The sequence below is a fragment of the Haemophilus sputorum HK 2154 genome (assembly GCF_000287615.1).
GTDB classification, from domain to species: domain Bacteria; phylum Pseudomonadota; class Gammaproteobacteria; order Enterobacterales; family Pasteurellaceae; genus Haemophilus_A; species Haemophilus_A sputorum.
The window spans coordinates 116,799-129,973 of sequence record NZ_ALJP01000007.1; the positions used below are offsets into that span (position 1 = coordinate 116,799).

The following is a 13,175-nucleotide window of genomic DNA, read 5'->3' on the forward strand; positions in this document are numbered from 1 at the left end:
TTAATATATAAAATAACCACGTATAACAAGCGGTCTTTTCTGATAAAAAATTTGCAATTTTGCCTAAATTGGCGTATTCTTCGCCACGTTTTTAAGGTATGAACCTTATCATTTCTTAACGCATTCCTAATCTAACGAATTCATTTTTTATCAAGTAGTTTTATTCCTATGCATCTTACTCAACTTAAAAATCTTCCTGTTTCGGAATTAGTCGAAATGGGTGAAAACCAAATGGGTTTAGAGAATCTAGCCCGTCTGCGCAAACAAGATATTGTGTTTGCAATCCTTAAACAACACGCAAAAAGTGGCGAAGATATTTTCGGTCAAGGCGTGTTGGAAATCTTACCGGATGGTTTCGGTTTCTTACGTTCGGCAGACAGTTCTTATCTTGCAGGGCCGGATGATATCTATGTTTCGCCAAGTCAAATCCGCCGTTTTAACTTACAAACGGGTGATAAGATTGAAGGCAAAATCCGACCACCAAAAGAAGGCGAACGTTATTTTGCGTTACTAAAAGTCGATTTAGTAAATGATGACAAACCGGAAGTCTCCCGCAGTAAAATTCTCTTTGAAAACTTAACCCCATTACACGCCAATTCTCGCTTGCGTATGGAACGCGGCAACGGTTCAACCGAAGATTTAACCGCTCGTATTTTAGATTTAGCTGCGCCAATTGGTAAAGGCCAACGTGGTTTGATCGTAGCCCCTCCAAAAGCAGGTAAAACGGTTTTATTACAAAATATTGCACAAAGCATTACCCATAATTATCCGGAATGTGAGTTGATTGTCTTGTTAATTGATGAGCGTCCAGAAGAGGTAACGGAAATGCAACGTACGGTGCGCGGTGAGGTTATTGCTTCCACATTTGATGAGCCAGCAACTCGCCATGTTCAAGTTGCAGAAATGGTAATTGAGAAAGCTAAGCGTGCGGTTGAACATAAAAAAGACGTTGTGATTTTATTAGACTCTATTACACGTTTAGCGCGTGCTTATAATACTGTGACGCCAGTTTCAGGTAAGATTTTATCTGGTGGTGTGGATGCAAACGCATTACATCGCCCTAAACGCTTCTTCGGTGCGGCACGTAACGTAGAAGAAGGGGGTAGTTTAACGATTATTGCAACAGCGTTAATTGATACTGGCTCGAAAATGGATGAGGTTATCTTTGAAGAGTTTAAAGGAACCGGTAATATGGAGCTTCATCTTTCTCGCAAAATTGCAGAGCGTCGCGTATTCCCAGCAATTGACTTTAACCGTTCTGGTACACGTAAAGATGACTTGTTAATGAGCCCAGAAGAGCATCAAAAAACGTGGATGTTACGTAAAGTTATTAACCCAATGGGTGAAGTAGAAGCGATGGAATGGTTGATTGATAAACTTGGTGTGGCAAAAACCAACGAAGAGTTTTTCGAAATCATGAAACGTGGTTAATCAATGCAAAAAAGGAAGTCAATCGACTTCCTTTTTTCGTTTTTAAAGCATGATTAGCCCAAAATTTTTGCTAATTCAGCGCTTACTTCTTCAACAGGTTTAGTACCATCTAAACGCTCATAGCGAGTGTTACCTGCTTCTGCTTCTGCTGTGTAGTAAGCAATTAACGGTTTGGTTTGTTTGTGGTAGATAGATAAACGTTCTAATACGGTTTCTGCTTTATCATCTGGACGAATGATTAAATCTTCACCAGTAACATCATCTTTTCCTTCCACTTTTGGCGGATTGTAAACCACATGATAGGTTCTGCCTGAAGGTTGGTGAACACGGCGTCCACTCATACGTTCAACAATCACTTCGTCTGCCACATCAAATTCTAAAACGAGGTCAATTTTCACGCCAGAGTCTTTTAATGCATCTGCTTGTGGAATAGTGCGTGGGAAGCCATCTAATAAGAAACCATTTGCACAGTCTGGTTGTGCAATACGATCTTTTACTAACGCAACAGTTAATTCATCCGGCACTAATTTACCTTCGTCCATTAACGCTTTTGCTTGTTTGCCTAATTCAGTGCCTTCTTTAATCGCTGCGCGGAACATATCGCCGGTTGAGATTTGTGGAATGCCAAATTTTTGCATGATAAATTGCGCTTGTGTGCCTTTACCTGCACCTGGTGCGCCAAGAAGAATGATTTTCATAAGAACCTCTTAAAAACGAGAATAAATAGGCATTAACCTTACCGATTACTGCCTGAAAATGCAAATTTTTTCGTGTTGCTTGGCGGAATTTGCAAATTTTTGCTTGAATTAGACCGCTTGTTTGCGGTTAAATGCAAGGTATTCTGCCAACAAGCGGTCATTTTTGACTAAAGATTTGCCAATTTTGAGAGAAGAGAGTTTGCAATGAAAGCCCAATCTGCTAATGAAAAATCCGGTGTACGCCTAGATAAGTGGCTTTGGGCGGCACGTTTTTATAAAACGCGTTCTATCGCAAAAGCGATGATTGAAGGGGGTAAAGTTCATTATAATGGTCAGCGTGCTAAAACCAGTAAAGAGGTGGAAGTCGGCGCAACGATTAAGCTAAGACAAGGTAATGATGAAAAAGAAATTATCGTCACAGCATTAAGCGACCAACGCCGTGGTGCGCCAGAAGCTCAGCTACTTTATCAAGAAACGGAAAAAAGTGTGAAGCAGCGTGAAGCTATTGCGTTAGCGCGTAAAGCGAATGCACTTTCAATGCCACATCCAGATCGTCGCCCGAACAAAAAAGAGCGCCGAGAGTTAGTGAAATTTAAAGATCACATCTTGTAATTTTGGCACAATATCTCCATATTAAAGCCAACATTGATTCCCCCTCATTGAGGGGCTTTTTATTTGAGGAATTCCATGAGTTATCAACAAGACAACGACAAACTTTATCGTTATTTATTCCAAGACCGTGCTGTACGTGGTGAATGGGTTCGTTTAAACGAGACTTTTACTGAGACACTTAACACGCATAACTATCCAAAAGCCGTACAAAACCTATTAGGGGAAATGTTGGTAGCAACCAGCTTATTAACGGCAACCATGAAATTTGAAGGCACGATAACCGTGCAAATTCAAGGTGATGGGCCATTAAAATTAGCGGTTGTTAATGGTAATGATCAACAACAATTACGCGCTTTAGCTCGTGTTGGTGGAGAGATCTCTGAACAAGCGAGTTTAAATGAAATGATCGGCAATGGTGTGTTAGTGATCTCTATTATGCCAATTGATGGCGAACGCTACCAAGGCGTGATTAGCCTTGATAAGCCAACTATCCGTGAATGTTTGGAAGATTATTTTGCCCGTTCTGAACAGCTACAAACACACTTGGTGATTCGTACTGGCGAATATGAAGGTAAAGCTGTAGCAGGTGGAATGTTGTTGCAAATTATGCCAGATGGTACAGGAACACCAGAAGACTTCGAGCATTTAATGACATTAGCTGAAACGGTAAAAGATGAAGAGCTGTTTGGATTAACTGCTGAAGAGTTGCTATACCGCTTATTCCATGAAGAAAAAGTAGAGGTTTATCCTGCACAAGCCACAGCATTCCATTGTGGTTGCTCGCGTGAACGTTCAGGCAATGCGATTTTATTAGTTCCAGCAGAAGAAATTGAAGAAATGTTAGCGGAAAAAAATGGCGTAATTGATATGCAATGTGAATGTTGCGGCACGCAATATTTCTTCGATAAAAAAGCGATTGAGGACTTTAGAATCGAAGCAGAAAAATTAAGCCAGTTGAATTTACATTAAGTTAGAAAAAGTGCGTGCGATACGCACTTTTGCAAACTTTTTCCAAAAAAAGACCGCTTGTAGCAGCTGCTTACAAGCGGTTAAATTTTAGTGGCGAGTTACTGTTTCTTCATCAAAGTCGAAATCTTCATCGGTATCTTCATCAAAGAATTCGCCATCTTCACCATATTCGTCTTCTTCGCCGTTTGGATCTTCAAAGTATGTTCCCCAACCTTCGTATTCTCCACCGTTTTTCTCAATTAGTGGGAGTAACTCTTTTTGTTGTGCGCTGATGAGATCAGCATTTAGATGAATCTCACTGACGATATCGCAGACGAAAAAGACTTTTCCATCTTCTTCAACTTCTTCTGCTTCAGAAATTTCATAGCCAAGTTTGAAAGCATCGACCACTAATTTTTCTAATTTATCAAAATCATGGTGTGCGACATGATGCTCAATAATATAAAGTGAATCAGGATCAGAACCATCATCGAGTAAGTTTTGAATAATCTCATCGGTTTCTTGGCGTAGTGCATTGAAATCGGTCATGTTAAGCTCCTTGTAAGGACGTTGCAGGGGAGAACCAGGCATTTAGTTTGGCAGAAAGTTTATCAATGCCGATTTTTTTCAGCGCAGAATAAGCCTCTACTTGAATGTCGCCTTGGAAGGGAAGAATCGCTTCACGTACCATTTTCACGGTTTTACTACGTTCTGATTGGCTCAGTTTATCTGCTTTAGTCAGTAGTAATAACACAGGAAGATCGGCAGATACTGCCCATTCAATCATTTGTTGGTCTAAATCTTTAAGTGGGTGGCGAATATCCATCAAGATTACCACACCGCCTAAACATTCGCGTTTTTGTAAGTATTCACCCAAAGCTTTTTGCCATTGGATCTTCATTTGTTCAGGTACCGCAGCATAGCCATATCCTGGTAAGTCAACTAACTTACATTGAGGTTCTACTTCAAATAAATTAATCAGCTGCGTGCGCCCCGGTGTTTTAGAAGTGCGCGCTAAGTTTTTTTGGTTAGTTAATGCATTCAATGCAGTTGATTTTCCCGCATTAGAACGGCCAGCAAACGCAATTTCAATGCCGCTATCTTCTGGTAAGTGGCGGATATCCGGCGCTGAAGTTAAAAAATGGGTTTTATGATAATTAAGTTGAATTGTGTCAGTCATAATGTCTCTGTAAACAGCTGTATGCTGTTATTTTAAGCTCAGCGAAAGCCCTTTTTCGCCGTATAAATTAGCTTGGCTCTCGCCTTTAAAAAATCCCCATTCAATCGTAATGAGGGTAAATATGAGCATCGGCATAAGTAAGCCAATAAGCCAGTATTCTGTACTTTGTTGCGGTAGGTAACGTGCGGTGATTAAGCAAATGAACGGCACACTTAAAATGAGTGCATTTTTGCCTGAACGTCCACGGTCGTGTAATCTTTTAACACCAATAGTGAGTAAGCTATAACCGCAAATAAACAGTGGCAAGAAAAATAACGGCTGGAAAGCGGTCAGATTTTGGGAAAAATTTGCAATCAGAAATAAAATAATAAAATTAAATCCAACGCCAATCCAAAAGCCCTGTCGATTTAATCTGCCTTTTAAACTGAAGAGAAGATTATACCAAATCATAATAAATTACCCTAATGCTACATCTAAAATCATCATTACCACAAAGCCGAGCGTTAAACTTAATGTGGCAGTATCGGTGTTACTGAGGCTTATTTGCGATTTTAGATTATTATAAAAATTATCGTGCTGCAGCACAGCCTATTGCAATGTTGCTTAAAAACTTTCTTAAATGTGGCTGATTTTTACAAATTCTGTGTGAAATTTCTAGTTAAATTTAAGTGCTTGAACGGGTATAATCAAAACAGTTTATTGCATAAAAATAATTAAATGACAGGAGTTATTATGGCAATTTTAGTAACAGGCGGTGCAGGTTATATCGGTTCGCATACCGTTGTTGAGCTGTTAAATAACCAACAGGAAGTCGTAGTATTAGATAATTTATACAATTCTTCAGAGATTTCTTTAGCAAGAATTGAGCAAATTACTGGCAAAAAAGTAAATTTCTATAAAGGTGACATTCTTGACCGTGAAATTTTGCGTAAAGTGTTTGCAGAAAATCAGATTGAATCTGTCATTCACTTTGCGGGTTTAAAAGCAGTTGGTGAAAGTGTGCGTGAGCCGCTGCGTTACTATCAAAATAACGTAACGGGTTCTATTATTTTAGTTGAAGAAATGTTACGTGCGAATGTGAATACTATTGTATTTAGCTCATCTGCAACCGTTTATGGTGATCCAGAAAGTTGCCCGATTAAAGAAACTTTCCCAGTTGGTGGTACAACTAACCCTTATGGGACTTCAAAATACATGGTGGAACGTATTTTGGAAGATACAGCAAAAGCTTTTCCGCAATTTAGTGCAGTCGTGCTACGTTACTTTAACCCAGTTGGTGCGCATGAAAGTGGTTTAATTGGAGAAGATCCGAATGGTATTCCAAATAACTTATTGCCTTATATTAGCCAAGTGGCAGTAGGTAAATTAAAAGAGCTTTCTATTTTCGGTAGCGATTACGAAACCCACGATGGTACTGGCGTGCGTGACTACATTCATGTGGTAGATTTAGCGTTAGGTCATTTAAAAGCACTACAAAAACATACTAATGATGCTGGTTTCCACGTGTATAACTTAGGTACAGGCGTTGGTTATTCAGTGTTAGATATGGTAAAAGCCTTTGAAAAAGCAAATAATGTTCCAGTACCATATAAATTAGTTGATCGCCGTCCGGGAGATATCGCAGAATGTTATTCAAATCCGCATAAAGCTTTAGTGGAGTTGGGTTGGAAAACTGAGCGTGGTTTAGAGCAAATGATGAAAGATACTTGGAATTGGCAAAAGAAAAATCCGAATGGATATAAAGGCTAATTCACGGAGTATTCCACTATAAGAAAAGCGGTTGCTAAGCAGATGTTAGGGTAAGTTTTTTATTCTTGAATCTACTTATGCTTTGCTAGGCTTAGCAATCGTTCTTTCATCATTTCATTCTAGTTTTGCAAAACACGGGAGAAAAATGACCGCTTCCACTTCTCAGCCTTCCATTTGGCAACAGATTTTCTCTAAAAATATGTTGCTCTGTGTTTACACGGGCTTTTGTTCAGGCTTACCGTTTTTTGTGTTGATTCAGCTGATGCCAGCATGGTTTACTAAAGCAGGATTAGACATTAAAACCGTAGCAGCTTTTACGCTGACCTCTTTGCCTTATACTTGGAAATTTCTTTGGGCGGCATTATTAGACCGTTATTCTCCACCATTTTTAGGATTGCGTAGGAGTTGGATTTTTATTTCTCAGCTTGGGCTTTTGGCGATTTTGTTTAGCTTTGGCTATTTGAATCCAGCTGAAAATCTGAAAATTATCGTTTTATTATCTATTGCACTCGCCTTTCTTTCTGCCACCCAAGATATTGTCGTAGATGCTTTCAGACGTGAGATATTAACCGATAATGAACTGGGTTTAGGCAATTCCATCCATGTTAATGCTTACCGTGTTGCGGGCTTGATTCCGGGTGGGTTGTCACTCTATTTGTCCGATCATTATTCATGGCAAACAGTATTTGTGATAACAGCAAGTTTCATGTTGCCATGTTTGCTTATTACTTTGTTCACGAAAGAACCAAATCACCGCCCCGTTGATCGCACTCAACCGTTTTATATGGCATTTGTTTCCCCGTTCCAAGAATTTGTGACTCGTAAAGGGATGTGGGGAGCAATAGGGTTAATTTTATTTATTTTCCTCTATAAATTAGGCGATTCTTTAGCCACCTCTTTGCAAACTCGTTTTATTTTAGATATGGGGTTTACCACATCGCATATTGCAGCTGTCGTAAAAACGACATCGCTTTGGTGTAGCATCGGTGGTGGAATTTTAGGTGGAATTGCCATGTTGAAACTAGGGGTAAATCGTGCCTTATGGTTATTTGGCTTTGTTCAGTTGATTACTATTTTAGGTTTTGCTTATTTGGCGAGCTTTGGTAAGTTTGAAACGGCTTCAATTGGCATGCTTGAGCTCATTAGACTTGGCGTGGTGATGGCAGGTGAATATCTTGGCGTAGGGCTTGGCACCGCTGCTTTTGTGGCTTTTATGGCTCGCGAAACGAATCCAATGTACACGGCAATGCAATTAGCGATTTTTACCAGCTTGGCGGCAATACCAAGCAAACTGCTAGGGGCTTATGCAGGAAAAATGGTGGAAGCTGTGGGTTATTATGATTTCTTCTGGATCTGTTTCTTTTTAGCTATTCCTGGCATGCTTATGCTATTTAAAGTCGCCCCTTGGCAGGAAAAAACTAAGCAAGCTTAGGAGAAGAAATAGATGACAGAACGAACATTACCCACTATTCTAAAAGTTGAAACGGTCGCAAAAAGTCGTATTTTTGAGGTTCAAGCGGTTGATTTACGTTTTTCCAATGGCGAAGAGCGAACCTTTGAGCGTTTAACGCCGCAACGAGGCTCTTCTGTGTTGATTCTGCCCATTCATCAAAATGAGTTAATTCTTATCAAAGAATATGCCGTAGGATCGGAGCGCTATGAGCTAGGTTTTCCAAAAGGCATTGTCGATGCGGATGAATCGCCAGAAGTGGCAGCAAATCGTGAGTTGCAAGAAGAAATTGGTTTTGGTGCGAAAAAGTTACATTTTTTACGTTCACTTTATTCTTCGCCAAGCCATATGTATGGTTTAATGCATGTTTTTATTGCGCAAGATCTTTATCCTTCTCAATTAGAAGGCGATGAGCCAGAGCCGCTTGAAATTGTCCGTTTACCATTAAGTGAGATTGACCGTTTATTAGCAGATCCGAACTTTGCCGAATCTCGCTATTTATCTGCGCTATTTATGCTTAGGGAGTTTTTATGCAGCCATTAACCGATACTTTATTAAATACTGTCCGGGCTATCGCACAAGAAGCTGGCGAACATCTGAAAGCGTTCTATCAACAATCGCTTTCTCCGCACCTAAAAGCGGATAATACACCGGTGACTGAGGCAGATCTGTTTTTAAGTCGCTTTATTAGCGAGAAATTGCAAGCTTTGGCGCCGAATGTTCCAATTTTATCGGAAGAGCAATGTGATATTCCCTTAGCAGAACGCAGGCATTGGCAGGAATATTGGATTATTGACCCATTAGACGGTACGCAACAATTTTTAGATAAAACTGATCAATTTTCTGTGGTGATTGGCTTAGTACAAGCAAATCGTCCTGTCCTTGGTGTGATTCACGCCCCAATTCTCAATAAAACCTATTTTGCCAAACAAGATGGCGGTGCTTTTTTGCAAGAAAATCAGCAAATTCGGCCGCTTGTAGCCGCCTCTCAAAACTTACCTAAAACTTTAACGATTACAGTTGGCTCAACTATTTGTGAAGAACAAGTTTGCCGATTCCTCAATGAACCTTATCAAGCGCAATTTTTGACTTATGGTTCAAGCAGCTTAAAAGCGGGGTTGGTGGCAGAAGGCAAAGCGGACTGTTATATTCGCTTAGGCGATACGGGAGAGTGGGACACAGCGGTTGCTGAGGTACTATTACGGGAAGTTGGAGGGAAAATTTTTGATTTCCACTTCCAACCACTTACTTATAATCAGCGGGAAACGTGGATCAATCCCAATTTTGTTATGGTTGGTGCAAACTTTATATCAGAGCAAAAGGTTTTTTCATTTGAATAACCCTTTTCATCTGTCAATTTTATGTTATTCTCATTCGCCTTCATTCTTACACAAGAAAAACTAAAGGAAAGCTTATGAATGTAGAGAATTGCTGTATTGTTATTTTCGGTGCTTCAGGGGATTTAACTGCCCGTAAATTAGTGCCAGCACTGTATAACCTTTATAAAGTTGGTCGCTTAGGCAAGCATTTTTCTGTATTAGGGGTTGCTAGAACCGGACTTAGTGATGATGAATTTCGTCAAAAAATGCATGAAGCGTTAATTAAATTCGAGCAAGCAAGCGGTCCAGAATTAGAAGCATTTTGCGAACATCTTTACTATCAAGCGGTGAATACTTCTGATGCGCTTGATTATGCCAAATTATTACCTCGCTTAGATGAGCTGCATGATAAATATGGCAGCAGCGGTAACACACTTTATTACCTTTCAACGCCACCAAGTCTTTACGGCGTGATTCCAGAATGTTTAGCAGCACATGGTTTAAATACTGAAGAGTTTGGCTGGAAACGCATTATCGTTGAAAAACCTTTCGGTTATGACATCGAAACTGCCAAAGCTTTAGATATCCAAATCCACCGATTCTTTGAAGAGCATCAAATCTATCGTATCGACCACTATTTAGGCAAAGAAACCGTCCAAAACCTTTTAGTATTACGTTTTTCTAATGGGTTATTTGAGCCGCTTTGGAACCGTAACTTTATTGATTATGTAGAAATTACTGGTGCAGAATCCATTGGTGTGGAAGAGCGTGGTGGTTATTATGACGGTTCGGGCGCAATGCGTGATATGTTGCAAAACCACTTATTACAAGTGCTTGCAATGGTTGCGATGGAGCCACCAGCAATTATCAACGCAACATCTATGCGTGATGAAGTGGCAAAAGTGCTACATTGCTTACACCCATTAAGTGCAGAAAATGTAAAAAATGATGTGGTACTTGGGCAATATGTCGCTGGTACAGTAGATGGGGAACAAGTAGTCGGGTATTTAGAAGAAAAAGGTGTGCCGCCAGATTCTAGTACTGAAACTTTTATTGCACTGAAATGTGAAATTGATAACTGGCGCTGGGCAGGCGTACCATTTTATGTTCGCTCGGGCAAACGTTTGCCGACACGCGTGACAGAAATTGTTATTCACTTTAAAACGACACCACATCCCGTCTTTAGCCAAAATGCGCCAGAGAATAAATTGATTATTCGTATTCAACCGGATGAAAGTATTTCAATGCGTTTTGGTTTGAAAAAACCGGGTGCGGGCTTTGAGGCGAAAGAAGTTTCAATGGACTTCAGTTATTCTGATTTAGCTTCAACTAACTTGTTGACTGCTTATGAGCGTTTATTATTAGACGCGATGAAAGGCGACGCAACCTTATTTGCGCGTACTGATGCTGTTCACGCTTGTTGGCGCTTTGTTCAACCGATTTTGGATTACAAAGCGGCGCATGGTCGAGTTTATGAATATGAATCAGGCAGCTGGGGGCCGACTGAGGCTGATAAGCTGATTGCTAGACATGGCAAACTCTGGGGAAAACCTTCAGGGGCGAAGAAAAAAGCGAAATAGCATATATCACACAACAATAAGAAGAGCATAAAATGAATAAATTTATTTTTGAGACTGCGCAACAAGCGGTTGAAAAAATCGCACAAGAATTCAAAGCTTATAGTGAAAAAGGCACTCCTGTGCATATTTCACTTTCTGGCGGTTCAACCCCGAAATTGTTGTTTAAAGCTTTAGCCCAAGCGCCTTATGCTAATGAAATTCAATGGCAAAACTTGCATTTTTGGTGGGGTGACGATCGTATGGTGCCACCAACCGATGAGCAAAGTAATTATGGCGAAGTGCAGAAGCTATTGTTTGATCACATCAATATTCCGGCTGAGAATATTCATCGTATTCGTGGTGAAGAAAATGTAGAAACTGAACTTGCAAGATTTTCGCAGGAATTGACCGCTTGTATGCCAGATTTAGCATTCGATTGGATTATTTTAGGTATGGGCAATGATGGGCATACAGCTTCACTTTTTCCACATCAAACAAACTTTGATGATCCTAATGTGGCGGTCATTGCCAAACATCCAGAAAGTGGGCAAATCCGTATTTCAAAAACCGCAAAACTAATTGAGAAGGCAAAACGCATTACTTATTTAGTGACTGGGGCTGCGAAAGCAGAAATACTGAAAGAGATTGAAGAAACACCAGCAGAAAGCTTGCCTTATCCGGCAGCGAAAATTCAGGCACAAAACGGTGTGACTGAATGGTATTTAGATAAAGATGCGGCAAGGTTATTATAATTAAACAAAGGGCGTACCGAGGTACGCTCTTTTTTTTGCCTATGATTTTAAATGCTTAGCAGAAGGCATAAAGCTAGGTATCAAGCCATTTTTACAAAGTTTATTTAGTATTTTTTTATCACAAGTAAAAGTATTTACTATCACTTCACAAATTATGATTGTAATTTCAATTATTTCCAGTCATAATTGACTAAAAGCGATGGTTTTTGCCTGTATTTTCGAGTATTTATGGTTATCAGTATTGTCTGGAAATTTGCAGGGTCAAATAAGCGGTCAGATTTTACGAATTTTTTGCAAATCTTCTTTTAGGAATTTATAACATGAAAAAAATTATTCTTCTCTCACTATTACCACTCACTGCAATGGCTGCGCCATCGTTAAAAGGGTTTGAAAAGACTTATCAAGACTGGGATTTGATTTGTGATAATACTGGCACTTGCAATATGGCGGGTTATCAAGAAGGCGATGGTTCTGAACATCCTGTTTCAATTTTATTTACCCGAAGTGCGGGTGAGCAAGCACCTGTGACCGCACAGTTGGCATTATTACCTGAAGATGTTGGTAATAAAACGGCTGAAATTATCTTAAATGGTCAATCACTCGGTATTGTTCCAAATATCTCAGAAGAGGGGAACGCAAAATTAAGTGAAAAACAAACGACTGAATTACTCACGGCGCTAAAAGGTAATGCAGATATTGAAGTGGCTTTTGGTGAGTTTAAGGAAAAAGTATCTGATAAAGGTGCAGCCGCTGCGATGCTCAAAATGGATGAGTTTCAACAACGTTTAAATACGCCTTCTGCACTTATTCGTCAAGGTCAAGAAAAACATGCGGTATTAGCGCCACAGGCTGCACCCAAAATTGAGGCAGTAAGTGTGAATAACCGCCAAACCACGGAACTAAAACGCGGTGAAAAACAATTTGATGCAGTATTAGCTTTATTACGTAAAAGTAATAGGACGAATAAAAACTCAGAAAATTACTGTTATGCACTTCATAAAGATGATGTATGGAATGAACAAATTACACTTTACCCGCTAACGAAAGGAAAAGTACTAGCTGAAGCGATTTGTCTTGCTGGCGCCTATCAATCCACTTATTACTATGCCGTATTAGACGAAAAATTAACCAAAATTGAACAAGTGCTAGCAAACCAGTATAACTATGCTGATTATGATAAAAACACTCATGTTTTAAAAGTAGAAGGATCATTTAAAGGGCGTGGCATCGGTGATTGTTGGGCTGGACAAGAAGCTGTTTGGAATGGCAAAACCTTTATCCGTACTGAAGAACATACCTCTGGCTCTTGCAAAGGGTTTGCAGGTGGAGCTTGGGGCGGATTGCCGATTTTTGTGAGCGAGATGAACGTTAAATAAAAACCGCTGCCCACTTGTAAGCGGGCAGATTTCTTCTATTTTTTGCAAATCTTCTTTTAGGAATTTATAACATGAAAAAAGTTATTCTTCTCTCATTATTA

At 39.8% G+C, this 13,175-nt stretch carries 14 protein-coding genes and 1 pseudogene; 10 read left to right on the top strand and 5 right to left on the bottom strand.

Annotated features, from left to right (window positions below; genetic code table 11):
* Positions 1 to 168 precede the first annotated feature (168 nt).
* A complete protein-coding gene (rho, locus tag HMPREF1128_RS02360; RefSeq protein WP_007523741.1) occupies positions 169 to 1,431 on the top strand; it encodes a transcription termination factor Rho in 1,263 nt (420 codons plus the stop codon).
* A 53-nt stretch (positions 1,432 to 1,484) separates the two neighbouring features.
* On the opposite strand, the gene adk is transcribed toward rho, so the two are convergent.
* Entirely contained in the window at positions 1,485 to 2,129 is a 645-nt protein-coding gene (gene adk, locus HMPREF1128_RS02365) for an adenylate kinase (RefSeq protein ID WP_007523774.1), read from the bottom strand.
* A 204-nt stretch (positions 2,130 to 2,333) separates the two neighbouring features.
* On the opposite strand from adk, the gene hslR reads away from it, so the two are divergent.
* Complete coding sequence (gene hslR / locus HMPREF1128_RS02370; RefSeq protein WP_007523797.1) at positions 2,334 to 2,741, top strand: ribosome-associated heat shock protein Hsp15; 408 nt, start codon at positions 2,334 to 2,336, stop codon at positions 2,739 to 2,741.
* A gap of 75 nt (positions 2,742 to 2,816) precedes the next feature.
* Entirely contained in the window at positions 2,817 to 3,710 is an 894-nt protein-coding gene (gene hslO, locus HMPREF1128_RS02375) for an Hsp33 family molecular chaperone HslO (RefSeq protein WP_007523785.1), read from the top strand.
* Between the two features lie 87 nt (positions 3,711 to 3,797).
* On the opposite strand, the gene rraB is transcribed toward hslO, so the two are convergent.
* From rraB to HMPREF1128_RS10365, 4 genes and pseudogenes are all read right to left on the bottom strand, one after another.
* A complete protein-coding gene (gene rraB, locus HMPREF1128_RS02380) occupies positions 3,798 to 4,238 on the bottom strand; it encodes a ribonuclease E inhibitor RraB (protein WP_007523909.1) in 441 nt (146 codons plus the stop codon).
* Between the two features lies 1 nt (position 4,239).
* Entirely contained in the window at positions 4,240 to 4,869 is a 630-nt protein-coding gene (yihA, locus tag HMPREF1128_RS02385; protein WP_007523770.1) for a ribosome biogenesis GTP-binding protein YihA/YsxC, read from the bottom strand.
* Positions 4,870 to 4,896: 27 nt separating this feature from the next.
* Positions 4,897 to 5,319, bottom strand: a complete 423-nt coding sequence (locus tag HMPREF1128_RS02390) for a DUF805 domain-containing protein (RefSeq protein WP_007523716.1) — start codon at positions 5,317 to 5,319, stop codon at positions 4,897 to 4,899.
* A 6-nt stretch (positions 5,320 to 5,325) separates the two neighbouring features.
* Positions 5,326 to 5,409 (bottom strand): annotated as a pseudogene (locus HMPREF1128_RS10365) (ZIP family metal transporter); the annotation flags it as partial.
* Positions 5,410 to 5,601: 192 nt separating this feature from the next.
* Here HMPREF1128_RS10365 and galE point away from each other — a divergent pair.
* From galE to HMPREF1128_RS02425, 7 genes are all read left to right on the top strand, one after another.
* Positions 5,602 to 6,618 (top strand): UDP-glucose 4-epimerase GalE, encoded by a 1,017-nt coding sequence (galE, locus tag HMPREF1128_RS02395; protein WP_007523667.1) that lies wholly within the window; start codon positions 5,602 to 5,604, stop codon positions 6,616 to 6,618.
* 145 nt (positions 6,619 to 6,763) lie between these two features.
* On the top strand, positions 6,764 to 8,050 hold the full coding sequence (locus HMPREF1128_RS02400; protein WP_007523882.1) for an AmpG family muropeptide MFS transporter: 1,287 nt from the start codon (positions 6,764 to 6,766) through the stop codon (positions 8,048 to 8,050).
* A 12-nt stretch (positions 8,051 to 8,062) separates the two neighbouring features.
* Positions 8,063 to 8,611 (top strand): ADP compounds hydrolase NudE, encoded by a 549-nt coding sequence (gene nudE / locus HMPREF1128_RS02405; RefSeq protein WP_007523856.1) that lies wholly within the window; start codon positions 8,063 to 8,065, stop codon positions 8,609 to 8,611.
* A complete protein-coding gene (gene cysQ / locus HMPREF1128_RS02410) occupies positions 8,599 to 9,408 on the top strand; it encodes a 3'(2'),5'-bisphosphate nucleotidase CysQ (protein WP_007523916.1) in 810 nt (269 codons plus the stop codon). The genes nudE and cysQ overlap by 13 nt, the downstream gene beginning before the upstream one ends.
* A gap of 74 nt (positions 9,409 to 9,482) precedes the next feature.
* Positions 9,483 to 10,967 (top strand): glucose-6-phosphate dehydrogenase, encoded by a 1,485-nt coding sequence (gene zwf, locus HMPREF1128_RS02415; RefSeq protein ID WP_007523762.1) that lies wholly within the window; start codon positions 9,483 to 9,485, stop codon positions 10,965 to 10,967.
* Between the two features lie 32 nt (positions 10,968 to 10,999).
* Entirely contained in the window at positions 11,000 to 11,698 is a 699-nt protein-coding gene (gene pgl, locus HMPREF1128_RS02420; protein ID WP_007523660.1) for a 6-phosphogluconolactonase, read from the top strand.
* A gap of 320 nt (positions 11,699 to 12,018) precedes the next feature.
* Positions 12,019 to 13,074 (top strand): DUF1176 domain-containing protein, encoded by a 1,056-nt coding sequence (locus tag HMPREF1128_RS02425; RefSeq protein ID WP_007523664.1) that lies wholly within the window; start codon positions 12,019 to 12,021, stop codon positions 13,072 to 13,074.
* The last annotated feature ends 101 nt before the right edge of the window (positions 13,075 to 13,175 follow it).

Bases quoted from the DNA above. Each gene is read 5' to 3' on its own strand.
- cysQ (WP_007523916.1), top strand. From the start codon at position 8,599: ATGCAGCCATTAACCGATACTTTATTAAATACTGTCCGGGCTATCGCA.
- adk (WP_007523774.1), bottom strand. From the start codon at position 2,129: ATGAAAATCATTCTTCTTGGCGCACCAGGTGCAGGTAAAGGCACACAA.
- galE (WP_007523667.1), top strand. From the start codon at position 5,602: ATGGCAATTTTAGTAACAGGCGGTGCAGGTTATATCGGTTCGCATACC.
- hslO (WP_007523785.1), top strand. From the start codon at position 2,817: ATGAGTTATCAACAAGACAACGACAAACTTTATCGTTATTTATTCCAA.
- rho (WP_007523741.1), top strand. From the start codon at position 169: ATGCATCTTACTCAACTTAAAAATCTTCCTGTTTCGGAATTAGTCGAA.
- rraB (WP_007523909.1), bottom strand. From the start codon at position 4,238: ATGACCGATTTCAATGCACTACGCCAAGAAACCGATGAGATTATTCAA.
- yihA (WP_007523770.1), bottom strand. From the start codon at position 4,869: ATGACTGACACAATTCAACTTAATTATCATAAAACCCATTTTTTAACT.
- pgl (WP_007523660.1), top strand. From the start codon at position 11,000: ATGAATAAATTTATTTTTGAGACTGCGCAACAAGCGGTTGAAAAAATC.
- nudE (WP_007523856.1), top strand. From the start codon at position 8,063: ATGACAGAACGAACATTACCCACTATTCTAAAAGTTGAAACGGTCGCA.
- HMPREF1128_RS02390 (WP_007523716.1), bottom strand. From the start codon at position 5,319: ATGATTTGGTATAATCTTCTCTTCAGTTTAAAAGGCAGATTAAATCGA.
- HMPREF1128_RS02425 (WP_007523664.1), top strand. From the start codon at position 12,019: ATGAAAAAAATTATTCTTCTCTCACTATTACCACTCACTGCAATGGCT.
- zwf (WP_007523762.1), top strand. From the start codon at position 9,483: ATGAATGTAGAGAATTGCTGTATTGTTATTTTCGGTGCTTCAGGGGAT.
- hslR (WP_007523797.1), top strand. From the start codon at position 2,334: ATGAAAGCCCAATCTGCTAATGAAAAATCCGGTGTACGCCTAGATAAG.
- HMPREF1128_RS02400 (WP_007523882.1), top strand. From the start codon at position 6,764: ATGACCGCTTCCACTTCTCAGCCTTCCATTTGGCAACAGATTTTCTCT.